Source organism: Suttonella ornithocola, from assembly GCF_001889065.1.
Classification (GTDB): Bacteria; Pseudomonadota; Gammaproteobacteria; order Cardiobacteriales; family Cardiobacteriaceae; genus Suttonella_A; species Suttonella_A ornithocola.
On the sequence record NZ_LWHB01000135.1, the window covers coordinates 1 to 11,687 of the forward strand.

Sequence of the window (11,687 nt, forward strand, 5' to 3'; positions counted from 1 at the left end):
GTAATTGTCATGGACAATGTCCGCTTTTCATAAACGCAGTGATATTCAAGCAATCATTGAAGAGCATGGGCATGAGATAGTTTGGTTACCCCCTTATAGTCCAGACTTAAATCCTATTGAAAAGATGTGGGCTTGGATTAAGCAAATACGCAAAGAATGGCGGATGGATTGTATTGATACTTTATTCTTTTATCTGCTTTGGATGGATTGGATTATAAGTGATTTGACTATAACACTTATGGAAAAATAGAAAAATATCCAAATTTTGAGGTTTCAACAGAATATGAAATTCATTGGCAGATGACAGAAGTATCTAATGAAAAGTTTTATTTTTGTATTGTTACAATTTAAGTATGCCGCGACAGAGTCGCGACAATTTATTTATGGATTTTGTGTGGGAATTAAGGTGTGTCTGCTAGCGGTATAAGCGGATAGTCCATCTACGCCTAATTCTCGTCCAATACCACTTTGCTTAAATCCCCCCCAGCCAGATTGTGGTAGAACAATTTACTCGCTGTTAATCCAAATATGCCCAACGCGTAGCGCTTTTGCTATACGCATTGCATTTTCTACACTGGCGCTAGCAACGGTTGCGACTAATCCATAAATACTTTCGTTAGCCAGTTTAATCGCTTCTGAAATATCGCGATAAGTGGCACAAACTAACACTGGTCCGAAGATTTCTTCTTGCCATAATTGGCTAGAGGTTGGCACTGGTGCATAGATAGTAGGTGCGATAAACCATCCATGTTCACCGATAGTATGCCCACCAGTAATTAAAGGTAGGTTTTCTTCTTTAGCAATTGAAAAGTATTGTTGGATACGGCGATATTGTGCTTCGTTGGTAATAGCTCCCATTGTGCTATTGTCATCTTCTCCTGCGCCAACGATAAGATTTTCCGCTTTTAATTTAAGCCGTTCTAATAAAGGTTGAGCGATGCTTTCTGGAATGAGTAAACGCGAGGTTGCAGAGCAAATTTGACCAGCGTTAAAGAAAATACCCGCAGCAATCCATTCGCAAGCAGCATCTAAATCAACATCTTCACAGACGATAAATGCGGATTTTCCACCAAGTTCTAAGCTAATACTTTTAACTCCAGAAGCGGCTTGCCGCATGACACTTTCTCCCACGGCATTGCTACCAGTAAAGGAAACTTTATTGATTAAAGGATGGGTACTCATGAGCTGACCAACGTCCGCATCCCCGGCAACGATGTTAACAACGCCTTTGGGTAAATTCACTTCTGTGAGAATGTCGCCTAAAACCAGTTCTGGCAGAAGGGTATATTCTGAAGGTTTAAGGATGACTGTGCAGCCAGCAGCCAGTGCAGGTGCAAGTTTCCAAGCCGTTGTCACCATTGGAAAATTCCATGGAACAATCAATGCACAAACTCCTATGGGTTCGGATTCTTTGATTAAGGTCATTCCTTCTGGTGCAGGTAAGGTTTGTTGCGTGGGTTGTTGTCGAATGAGGTCTGCATAGTAGCGATAACAAGCAATTGCATCAGCAACATCTATATCCGCTTCTAAACGCAATTTACCGTTATTTTTGACGGATAACATTGCCAAGTATTCTGATTTGGCTTCAAAGGCATCAGCTATTTTTTCTAGATATTGCGCGCGAGTTTCTCGAGAGGTTTGTCGCCAACTGGTAAATGCGCGTGCAGCGGCTTCTATTGCTTTTTCTGCTTCAGCGGATGTTGCTAGTTCGGTATTGAGTAAGACTTCTCCAGTCGCTGGATGATAGAGCTGCCAAGGTTTCCCATTTTCTGCTGAATGCCAAGTACCATCTATATAGGCTTGTTTCTGTGTAAATGCTTCAAAGGTGGTCATAATTCCTCTAGTGATATTTCTAACAAAAAGCCTCTTATCATGAGTGATCATGAATAAGAGGCATCATATTAATTTATAGGACTTTTTTTACAGAATCTGCAAAATAAGCAATCATTTCGTCGTTACGAAGGCCAGCAAGGTTAGTGCGACCTGTTCCGACCATATAGATAGCATAGTCTTCTCTTAAGGTATCGACGCGCTCTTTACCTAACGGTAAAAGAGAAAACATGCCATGATGACGGGTAATAAAAGACCAATCGCGCCCACCAGCATCCGCCATTGCTGTTTGTAATTTTTCACGACGGGTACGAATAAAGGCACACATTTCTTCTAGCTCTTTTTTCCAATCGTTGCGTAAAGCGGTATCGTTTAAGATAGCTGCGACAACAGCGGCAGGATGGTCAGGGCTCATTGAAACGAGTTTACGCGTTTGTGCGCTAACATGGCTTTGTAATGCATCTGCTTGTTCGCTATTTTTTGCCACGCTGATAATGACACCACAGCGATCACGATAAAGCCCAAAGTTTTTTGAGCAAGAAACCGCAATCAAAGCTTGAGGGCAATTTTTGGCAATATATCGAACGCCCCGTGCATCTTCATCAATACTTTCACCCAATCCTAAATAAGCGAGGTCAATAATGGGGGTAAAGCCTTTTTCATTGGCTAGGTCTGCAATGCGTTGCCAATCTTCTTGCGTAAAATCTGCACCACTAGGGTTATGACAGCAGCCGTGTAAAAGGACGCTATCATTTTCACCAAGGGTTTCAAAAACAGCAAAAACTTTTTCGCGATTGACTTCGCAAGTAGCAGTGTCTAAATAAGGATAACGCTCAATTTGGATACCTGCTGCGCCAAAAACGGCTAAATGGTTTCCCCAAGTTGGGTCGGGAATCCAAAGTTTTCCATTCGGTTGTAATTCTTTGATGACGTGTGCAATGACGCGTAGTGCGCCTGTTCCACCAGTAGATTGATTGACTCTCATTCGAGTACTATCAAAAGCTTCTCCTAATACTAATTTTCCCATGGCGGCATTAAATTCTGCATTACCCGCTAAAGGCTGATATTGTTTAGTCGTTTGTGTTTCCCAAACGATTTGCTCAGCTTTTTTAACGGCTCGCATAACAGGGGTATTGCCTTTTTCATCAATAAAAATCCCTACGCCAACATCTATTTTTTGCGGACGTTGGTCTTCTTTGCACAGCTGTGATAAGCGCAGAATCGGGTCGTCTGGCAGTGATTGGATATTATGAAACATTATGATTTCTCCTTGCGTTTTTGATAAGGGTTATGTGAAACCTGTACAAGACGAGTATGGCTCAATCGTCCATAAAGTGTTTGGTTTTGGCGATCAAAGCATTTCCACCATAGACCTAATCCTAATAATGGTAAAGTGAATAAAGCGATGCACCAACGGATAAAGGCATTTAATATTTTTGGCGGACGATTATTCTCTCCGACTAAAAGTAGCTTCCAAGCGCGCATTCCGAGCGTTTGTCCTTGTCGTGTCCAAAAAAAGACATAGAAACTTATCCATAGCAAAATCATTGCAATCAATAAAATATGAGAACCCCAAGTGTGCGCAGCTACAGGTTGAAAACCATTTAGCGCTACGCTAATAAATCCTAAAATCATGATGCAGCCAATCAGCAAAAGTGCATCGTAAAGCATGGCAGCGAGAATGCGCCAAAGCGGTGCTGGCTTAGCAGAGAGTATCGGCATTTTGTCCTTAGTTGATAGCAAAATGCCCATCCTATAGCGAAATGCGAAAAAACAAAACCTCTATTATTTTAGGAAGTAGCACCTTTGTACTATATCGCGATAGAAATGATGCGTTTCACATGATTATCAGATAAATTTGTAGTATTTGCACAAAAATTAAATAGTGTTGCAAAAACACTACAAACTTTAAAGGCACTCTAGCTTATCTATTGAAAAAACTGTAAAATGCGCTTATTTTAAAGCTTATTTAAGGATGCGCGAGAGATGAAATTCACGCTATTAAGTTGTTTTATTGCAACATCTTTATCTGCTGCATTAGCAAATGTAGCAATTGCACAACAAATTGATGAGGCGTTATTTGATCGTGCAGCGCCTGTATTAGAGGATAATTTACCGCCCGGCGCTGATATTTCAGATATTCAGCCTCCAGCGGAGCAAGAACAAGAAATCGCTGAGGCGCAAGCAGAAGCACAAGTCCCCGTCATTCAAACAGAAATGATGCCTTTTAATAGTAAACGTATTGACTTAATTGAGCGGTTACAACAGCCTTTAAAAAAGGTCGTGATTAACGGACAAAGCGTTGCGCTTAAGCATCCAGAGCGCGTCAAAACGTTTTATACAACGCGGCAATATCCAACCATTTGGACGCATGAAAATCAAACCACAGCACTATTGCCACAGTTACAACAAGCTATTGAAAGCAGTGTTGAAGATGCGTTGAATCCAGCGTCTTACCATCAAAGTATTTTGAAGTCCTTAAAGCCAGATACGCATTATCAAGATATTGTTGCGCTTGAACTATTAATGACAGATGCTTGGTTATATCTAGCGGGAGATTTGGCAAACGGATTGGTTAATCCCAAAGTAACTAGCCCAACATGGAATGCCGTTAAAGTGACAGATGTAGAATTAGCAAATGCTTTAGCATCAGGAGTGCTGCAACAAAATATCATTGCGCCATTGCAAGCGTTTAATGCCGATGACCCTTATTATCAAGCGCTTAAAAAGTGTTATCTCTCTGGCAAGACTGGAAAAACAGATGCGCTTGTCATCAATATGGATAGAATCCGCTGGATGGCACCTGGCTGGTATAAAAATCGTTTTATTTTTGTCAATATTCCTTCTTATGAAGTGAAAGTGATTGAGCATGGAAAAGATATCTATAAAACGCGTTCTGTTGTTGGGCGTATTGATCGTCAAACACCACGATTTGTTGATCGTATGCGCCATGTGGTTTTTAGTCCTACATGGACAGTGCCATCAACCATTATGAAAAAAGATAAGCTTGCTAAGCTCAAAGCCAATCCGAGCGCTTTTGATGGCAATTTTGAAGTCGTGACACCGGGTGGGAAAGTTGTTAGCCCAAGTTCTGTGAATTGGAGTGCAGTTAACCCATCTAGTTATTCTTTGCGCCAAAAGCCGGGCAGAAATAATGCGCTGGGGCAAGTAAAATTCTTATTCCCCAATAAACATGCGATTTATTTGCATGATACCCCGAGTAAAGGCTTATTTAATCAAGCTAACCGTGCGAAAAGTTCGGGTTGTGTGCGTTTAGCAGATCCATTGGACTTTGCACAAGTATTATTGACCGGAACAAATTGGAACTCTCAAAAAATTAAAACAGCTGCGAATCAAAGTAAGCAACAATGGGTAAATACACCCAAACAAACCCCTATTTATCTCGTTTATTGGACAACTTGGGCAGACACCAATGGCGATATTCGTCATGCAAAAGATATTTATAAACTTGACGCCAAGCTCATTAGTGCCTATAAAAAAGCCCTTACTTACTAAATAGAAGACAATATGACCTCACATACAGATAAACATAGCTATAGCTACGAAGAATTAATTGAATGCGGAAAAGGACATTTATTTGGGAAGGGGAATGCACAATTGCCCTTGCCAAATATGTTAATGATTGATCGAATTATAGAAATCAATCAAACTGGTGGAAAATACGGTAAAGGCGAAATTATTGCGGAATTAGATATTCGTCCAGACTTATGGTTTTTTGCCTGTCATTTTGAAGGTGATCCCGTGATGCCAGGTTGTTTAGGCTTAGATGCAATGTGGCAATTAGTGGGCTTTTTCTTAGGCTGGTCTGGTGGAAAAGGTCGCGGACGAGCATTGGGTTGTGGTGAGGTAAAATTTGTTGACCAAGTATTGCCTACCCATAAAAAAATCACTTATCACATTCACATGAAACGTACCATTATGCGCAAACTGGTCCTCGGCATTGCCGATGCGACAATGAGTGTTGATGGTAAGGAAATCTATCAAGGTAACGATCTACGCGTCGGCTTATTTAGCGACGATTCAGCCGCCGCTTAATCCATAAAGGAGAATTTATGAAACGCGTCGTCATTACGGGGATGGGGATTATCTCCAGCCTCGGAAATAACGTGAAAGAAGTGCTAGAATCTTTGCAACAGCTTAAATCTGGCATTCGCTTTTCCCCCGAATACAAAGAAATGGGCTTACGTTCACAAGTCCATGGCAATATTAAAAATTTAGATTTAAAGTCATTGATTGACCGTAAAACTTTGCGTTTTATGGGGAGCGCTGCGGCTTATTGCTATATTGCTATGCAGCAAGCCATTGAAAGTGCCAAATTAAATAAGAACCATGTTTCTAATCCACGCACGGGATTGGTTGTAGGTTCTGGTGGTGCAGCAGCTTCTGTGCAGGTAGAGTCTGCTGATATTTTACGTAGTAGTAATGTCAAACGTATTGGACCCTATGCGGTTACCAAAGTGATGGGTTCAACCACTTCTGCTTGTTTGGCAACACCCTTTCAGATTAAAGGGGTTAACTACTCCATGAGCAGCGCTTGCTCAACCAGTGCGCATTGTATTGGGCATGCGGCTGAGCTGATTCAAATGGGTAAACAAGATATTGTTTTCGCGGGTGGTGGTGAAGAAGAACATTGGACAATGACTTCTTTATTTGACGCAATGGGTGCGCTTTCTACCAAATATAATGACATACCAGAGCAAGCTTCGCGTGCTTATGATGCTGATAGAGATGGTTTTGTGATTTCTGGTGGCGGTTCTATCTTAGTTTTAGAAGAATATGAGCATGCTAAGGCTCGCGGTGCAGAAATTTTGGCAGAAATTACTGGTTATGGTGCAACTTCTGATGGCTATGATATGGTAGCACCTTCTGGAGAAGGCGCTGTGCGGTGTATGCAAATGGCAATGTCTACGCATAAAGGTGAAATTGATTACATCAATGCGCATGGCACATCAACACCCGTTGGTGATGTCCGTGAATTAGAAGCGATTCGTGAAACATTTAAAGGACAGGAAACGCCGTTAATTAGCTCAACAAAATCGCTATCTGGACATGCTTTAGGTGCAGCAGGCGCTAATGAAGCAATCTATAGTTTATTAATGTTACTGAATAATTTTGTAAGCGCTTCAGCAAATATTTTCCATTTAGATCCCGCGGCTGAAGGCTTGCCAATCGTTAGAGAAAATCTTAAAAAGCGATTAAATTCCGTGATGAGCAATAGTTTTGGTTTTGGTGGAACTAATGCAACTTTAATTATGAGCCGTATATAAATCTTTTTGGCATTATTGCTGCTTAATTGAAACGCGCCACGTTATTCATAATGGCGCGTTTTATTTTTAATAGAAAAGGGATTTTATATGCTAAAAAAATTAATGATATTTATTGCTGCTGTTTTGTCTGTGTTCAGTTTTGCAGCAGAACCTGAATATTTAGTTGCAACCGATGCAACTTATCCGCCATTTGAGTTTAAGGATAAAAGAGGTGCGGTTGAAGGGTTTGATAAAGATATTTTAGAGGCAATCGGGAAAAATCAGGGTTTTACTGTTAAATTCATTAGTATGAAGCGTTCCGAATTGTTTCCTTCAATAAAATCAGGAAAATATGCCATTGCTGCAGCTCGCTTAGGAATTAATCCTGAGCGATTGGCAATCTCAGAGATGTCCGAACCGTATATCTCTGCGCCAAATATTATTATGAGTCATAAAAATATTGATGTGAAAACATTAGAAGGATTAGCGGGACTAAAAGTAGCGGCACAAAAAGGATCTTATAGTCTTCAATCGCTTAAAGATATCAATCATACACCATTAGTAGAGACCGATACGCTTTTTTCAGCTTTTAAACAGTTGGCTCAAGGAAAAGTGCAAGCAGCTGTTGGAGATGCAGGAACACTCATGTATCTTTCAAAACAAACACCAAAATTAAAATTTAATACAGAAATTTATGATAAAAAAGAGGATGTTCGCATTGGATTTGCTGTCCAAAAAGGCAATATAGAATTAATCAATAAAATCAATGCAGGTTTAAAGAATATTCATGAAAATGGTCAATATGATGCCATTTATAAGAAATGGTTTGGTGATGATAATTCAATGAAAATGTAAATACTTTAAACATATTACTAGCTAAAGCTATTTTAGCTAGTAATATAGCCAACTTCCCAAAAAATGCATACAAGATTAACTCGATATCCACTTTGAAAACAGTATCCTATCTCTAAGTACGGTATGCTTTTTTTTGGAAGCCCTGCTATATCATTTAAAAAAATCTAGCGCGGCTGAGGCATGGTATTTTTTGGCGCACGTTTAGGGCGGACTAAGGCAATGAGTTGTGCTTGTTCTGCCGGTGTTAATAAACGATGTTTGCCTGCCGCTAATGATTTAGGTAATTCAACGCTGCCATAGCGAATACGTTTTAATCGACTAACTTGGCATCCCACAGCTTCCCAAAGGCGGCGGACTTCACGATTTCGACCTTCTTTTAGTGTGACGGAAAAATAGCGATTGAATTGACTATCATCTTCATGCAATGCTTGTAGTGGTTGGACATCTTCAAATTTAGCAAAACCGTCTTCTAAATCCATTCCGTTATGTAAGGCTTGTAGTGTATCTTCGGTCACTTCTCCAGCAACACGCACCCAGTATTCTCGTTCAATTTCTGCGCTAGGATGCATCAGTTTATTGGCAAGCTCGCCGTCGTTAGTAAAGAGCAGAAGTCCAGCGGTATTGAAATCTAATCTTCCGACAGCAACCCAGCGACCATAGCGCATTTTGGGCAATCGATTAAAAACGCTTGGGCGACCTTCTGGGTCTTTACGGGTACAAATCTCCCCAACAGGTTTATGATACATCAAAACAACGCGTGGTGCTTCTTGCTCGGGCGATAAGCGAAGCGGTTTGCCATCAAGAGAAAAGCGTTCGTGTCCAGTCACTTTTTGTCCTAACTCGGCAAGTTTTCCATTGATTTTTAAGCGTCCTTCGCTAATCCAGCCTTCAATTTCTCTTCGCGAACCTAATCCGCGTGAGGCTAACCATTTTTGAATGCGTTCGCCTTCGTGTTTCATATTTTTTCTTCCTCGTTAATCTCATCCGGCAAAGGCGGTAAATCCGCTACGGATGTTAATGCAAAATCTTCTAAAAAAGTGGTCGTGGTGGCAAGTAACTCAGGTCGTCCCGGGACTTCTCGTTGCCCCACAACTTCAATCCACTCTAAATCAAAAAGCTGTCTATAGATACCGCTACTGGTTGTTACTCCACGAACGGCATCAATATCTGCTCTAGTGACAGGTTGATGATACGCGATAAAAGCCAAAGTTTCCCAAAAAGCGCGTGAATAGCGAGGGGGATGGGTTTTTGCTAAGGCTAAAATATCTTGGAAATAGCTTTCTCGAAGCTGTAAACGCCAACCAGTTGCCACTTCTACAACTGCCATAGCAGAGTCTTGATATCGCTCAGTCAATGCCTTTAATGCTGTTTGAATATCTGGCTCTGTGGCAGATAAGGCTTGTGCTAGGGTTTTAACAGATAAAGGGGTATCGCGAGTAAAAAGCAGAGCTTCAATGCGGCAGGTTAAAGTGGGAATCATATCATTACTCTTCTAGGACGAATAAATATATCAGCAAAAGCCTCTGCTTGTTGCCATTCCAATCGTTGAGAACGGTCAAGCTCTAACATTGCCATTAAGCTAATGACTAAGCCTGCTTTACCTTCTTCATGATGATAAAAAGCCACCAATGGTTGCCAATGCTGGATAGCAAGAATTTGTGCTTCGATTTTTGCAATCCGCTCTGCTAGTGAATAGGCTTCTTTTTCCACTTCATGTGCACGCTTTAAGGCTTGGCGACGCCAGATTTGAGCAATGGTTTGCAATAGCTTTTCCGTATCTGCATTAGGTTTGATGATAGGGACAATGCCTTCAGGCGGTTGGTAGGCGGACAAAGCAATGCCGTCTTCTACACGCGCCCAAGCAGCTAATTTTTCTGCCGCTTTTACCGTTTGCGCATAAGCCAGCAATCTGTCTGTTAAGGCGGCTCTTGGGTCTTCTTCTTCCATGGCTTCATCATTTTCTACCTGCGGTAATAGCATTCGTGCTTTGATTTCTGCCAATGTTGCTGCCATGAGTAAATATTCTGCTGCTAAGGAAATATCTAGCGCTTCCATCATTTTCATATACGCTAAATATTGCTCTGTAATAACAGCTACCTGAATATCCCTAATATCCATATTGTCTTTACGAATCAAATACAGCAATAAATCTAGTGGTCCTTCAAAGGTTTCTAATAATACCCGTAGGGCATCGGGTGGAATATATAAATCTTTGGGGAGCGTTTCTATGGGTTCGCCAAAAACTAGAATTTGCTTTTGCACATCTGCTCCAAGAATAAAATTAGACTATTATAGAGGACAAAAGAATTAGGCTAAAATAGGATTTTTGAATTGAGAGAAGTCAGCCAAGTGCAAGCAATAGATGTTGCCATTATTGGTGGAGGTATCGCAGGCTTGTGGACGCTTGCCATGCTCCGTAAGCAGGGATATTCAGCAATTTTACTGGAAAAAGCGGGATTAGGTGCTGGTCAGACGATTGCCAGTCAAGGCATTATTCATGGTGGGACGAAGTACGCGTTAACCGGTCAGCTATCTGGTGCGGCGCAAGCCATTACTGCAATGCCAGGGAAATGGAAAGCCGCATTACAAGGCATGGGAGAAATCGATTTATCTCACGCCAAGCAATTATCAGAGCATCAATATTTATGGACGACACAAGCGCTAGGCGGAAAACTAACGGCTTTTTTTGCAGGGAAAATGATGCAAAATCGAATGACCCGACTTTCGCAAAAAAACTTACCTGACTTTTTACCCGCAAACTTTCAAGGACACTGTTATGCTTTGGAAGAACCCGTTTTAGATTTAGTTAGCATTTTACAGTGTTTTGCAGAACAATTTAGAGACTGCATTATAACGGATGCAAACTGGGAAAAGAGAGAAGAGAAGCTAATTGTTAATCAGCAGGTTTTTCTGCCAACAACTTGGCTCAATTGTGCGGGAGAAGCCAATGCGCAATTAAGCAACGCTAAACAGCAAATACGTCCTTTATTGATGACAGCATTAAAAATCCCTACAGATGCACCGGATATTTACGGACATTGCTTAGGCATGAGCGACAAACCCAAAATCACCATTACCACGCATCCCTATGATTATCGAAATGTAGATATGGGCAAAGTTTATTGGATAGGCGGGCAGCCAGCAGAGGAAGGGGTTGGACGAGAATATTCTTCACATATTCAGTCTATTCAACAACTTTTACAAGAAACTTTACCTTGGTTGCCACCATCATGGACAAGGGCTAAAGAAAACTATCAATGTATTCCCATTAATCGGGCAGAAGGCGCAGCCGGTGGTAAACGTCCAGATTTTCCCGTTATAGAACAACAAAATAATGAAATAACCATTTGGCCCACAAAGTTGGCATTCGCCCCTTTTGTTGCTGAAAAAGTTATAGCACGCTTACCTGCTTCTCATTATTCCCAACCCGCTTTTCCTCAAAAAGAGATACGACTATCAAATTATTGCTGGACAAAGCAATAATTACTAAATCTAAAAAAATACAATGTAATCATACATTAACAGAGTTTATATTGTCTTTAAAAGGTAGTGGTTTAGAAAGTATACTAAACATACTTTTACAAAAATATAGCAGACCTCCCAAAAAATACATATGAAAATTTGATATATAGTGCAATCATCTAAAGCCCAACCAATCCAAAGCAGATAAAAGCATAAAGTATCAATACAATCCATCCGACCAATTCATTTGCGTATTTGCTTAATCCAATGCCC

Annotated in this window: 12 protein-coding genes; 6 read left to right on the forward strand and 6 right to left on the reverse strand. The window is 40.8% G+C overall.

Going from position 1 to position 11,687, the window contains the following annotated elements:
• The first annotated feature begins 16 nt into the window (after positions 1 to 16).
• A complete protein-coding gene (locus tag A5N85_RS10195) occupies positions 17 to 250 on the forward strand; it encodes a transposase (protein WP_072577132.1) in 234 nt (77 codons plus the stop codon).
• A 257-nt stretch (positions 251 to 507) separates the two neighbouring features.
• On the opposite strand, the gene A5N85_RS10200 is transcribed toward A5N85_RS10195, so the two are convergent.
• The 3 genes from A5N85_RS10200 to A5N85_RS10210 all read right to left on the reverse strand — a co-directional run bounded on the left by A5N85_RS10200 (position 508) and on the right by A5N85_RS10210 (position 3,552).
• Positions 508 to 1,833 carry an aldehyde dehydrogenase family protein gene (locus A5N85_RS10200; RefSeq protein WP_169818655.1) on the reverse strand — a complete coding sequence of 442 codons (1,326 nt, stop codon included), beginning with the start codon at positions 1,831 to 1,833 and terminating at the stop codon, positions 508 to 510.
• 73 nt (positions 1,834 to 1,906) lie between these two features.
• Complete coding sequence (locus A5N85_RS10205) at positions 1,907 to 3,088, reverse strand: amino acid aminotransferase (RefSeq protein WP_072577133.1); 1,182 nt, start codon at positions 3,086 to 3,088, stop codon at positions 1,907 to 1,909.
• Positions 3,088 to 3,552 (reverse strand): RDD family protein, encoded by a 465-nt coding sequence (locus A5N85_RS10210; protein ID WP_072577134.1) that lies wholly within the window; start codon positions 3,550 to 3,552, stop codon positions 3,088 to 3,090. Before A5N85_RS10210 ends, A5N85_RS10205 begins: the two co-directional genes overlap by 1 nt.
• 264 nt (positions 3,553 to 3,816) lie before the next feature.
• Between A5N85_RS10210 and A5N85_RS10215 the strand changes: the two genes are divergently transcribed.
• The 4 genes from A5N85_RS10215 (at position 3,817) to A5N85_RS10230 (ending at position 7,952) form a co-directional block, all read left to right on the forward strand.
• The gene (locus A5N85_RS10215; RefSeq protein ID WP_072577135.1) at positions 3,817 to 5,346 is read left to right on the forward strand and encodes a L,D-transpeptidase family protein; all 1,530 of its coding nucleotides are present in this window, start codon (positions 3,817 to 3,819) and stop codon (positions 5,344 to 5,346) included.
• A gap of 12 nt (positions 5,347 to 5,358) precedes the next feature.
• The gene (gene fabA, locus A5N85_RS10220; protein ID WP_072577136.1) at positions 5,359 to 5,886 is read left to right on the forward strand and encodes a 3-hydroxyacyl-[acyl-carrier-protein] dehydratase FabA; all 528 of its coding nucleotides are present in this window, start codon (positions 5,359 to 5,361) and stop codon (positions 5,884 to 5,886) included.
• Positions 5,887 to 5,903: 17 nt separating this feature from the next.
• Entirely contained in the window at positions 5,904 to 7,118 is a 1,215-nt protein-coding gene (gene fabB / locus A5N85_RS10225) for a beta-ketoacyl-ACP synthase I (protein WP_072577137.1), read from the forward strand.
• Between the two features lie 87 nt (positions 7,119 to 7,205).
• Positions 7,206 to 7,952, forward strand: a complete 747-nt coding sequence (locus A5N85_RS10230; RefSeq protein ID WP_072577138.1) for a transporter substrate-binding domain-containing protein — start codon at positions 7,206 to 7,208, stop codon at positions 7,950 to 7,952.
• A 164-nt stretch (positions 7,953 to 8,116) separates the two neighbouring features.
• Here A5N85_RS10230 and rluB read toward each other — a convergent pair whose 3' ends face one another.
• The 3 genes from rluB to A5N85_RS10245 are packed head-to-tail and all read right to left on the reverse strand — an operon-like array spanning position 8,117 to position 10,214.
• Positions 8,117 to 8,911 (reverse strand): 23S rRNA pseudouridine(2605) synthase RluB, encoded by a 795-nt coding sequence (rluB, locus tag A5N85_RS10235; protein ID WP_072577139.1) that lies wholly within the window; start codon positions 8,909 to 8,911, stop codon positions 8,117 to 8,119.
• On the reverse strand, positions 8,908 to 9,432 hold the full coding sequence (gene scpB / locus A5N85_RS10240) for an SMC-Scp complex subunit ScpB (protein ID WP_245935953.1): 525 nt from the start codon (positions 9,430 to 9,432) through the stop codon (positions 8,908 to 8,910). The genes rluB and scpB overlap by 4 nt, the downstream gene beginning before the upstream one ends.
• Positions 9,429 to 10,214, reverse strand: a complete 786-nt coding sequence (locus A5N85_RS10245; RefSeq protein ID WP_072577140.1) for a segregation and condensation protein A — start codon at positions 10,212 to 10,214, stop codon at positions 9,429 to 9,431. The genes scpB and A5N85_RS10245 overlap by 4 nt, the downstream gene beginning before the upstream one ends.
• A gap of 69 nt (positions 10,215 to 10,283) precedes the next feature.
• On the opposite strand from A5N85_RS10245, the gene A5N85_RS10250 reads away from it, so the two are divergent.
• Positions 10,284 to 11,435 carry an FAD-dependent oxidoreductase gene (locus A5N85_RS10250; protein WP_169818656.1) on the forward strand — a complete coding sequence of 384 codons (1,152 nt, stop codon included), beginning with the start codon at positions 10,284 to 10,286 and terminating at the stop codon, positions 11,433 to 11,435.
• Positions 11,436 to 11,687: the final 252 nt, after the last annotated feature.

Excerpts from the sequence above, each read along its gene's own strand:
- fabB (WP_072577137.1), top strand. The coding sequence starts at position 5,904 with ATGAAACGCGTCGTCATTACGGGGATGGGGATTATCTCCAGCCTCGGA.
- A5N85_RS10230 (WP_072577138.1), top strand. The coding sequence starts at position 7,206 with ATGCTAAAAAAATTAATGATATTTATTGCTGCTGTTTTGTCTGTGTTC.
- rluB (WP_072577139.1), bottom strand. The coding sequence starts at position 8,911 with ATGAAACACGAAGGCGAACGCATTCAAAAATGGTTAGCCTCACGCGGA.
- scpB (WP_245935953.1), bottom strand. The coding sequence starts at position 9,432 with ATGATTCCCACTTTAACCTGCCGCATTGAAGCTCTGCTTTTTACTCGC.
- A5N85_RS10200 (WP_169818655.1), bottom strand. The coding sequence starts at position 1,833 with ATGACCACCTTTGAAGCATTTACACAGAAACAAGCCTATATAGATGGT.
- A5N85_RS10215 (WP_072577135.1), top strand. The coding sequence starts at position 3,817 with ATGAAATTCACGCTATTAAGTTGTTTTATTGCAACATCTTTATCTGCT.
- A5N85_RS10195 (WP_072577132.1), top strand. The coding sequence starts at position 17 with ATGTCCGCTTTTCATAAACGCAGTGATATTCAAGCAATCATTGAAGAG.
- A5N85_RS10205 (WP_072577133.1), bottom strand. The coding sequence starts at position 3,088 with ATGTTTCATAATATCCAATCACTGCCAGACGACCCGATTCTGCGCTTA.
- fabA (WP_072577136.1), top strand. The coding sequence starts at position 5,359 with ATGACCTCACATACAGATAAACATAGCTATAGCTACGAAGAATTAATT.
- A5N85_RS10210 (WP_072577134.1), bottom strand. The coding sequence starts at position 3,552 with ATGCCGATACTCTCTGCTAAGCCAGCACCGCTTTGGCGCATTCTCGCT.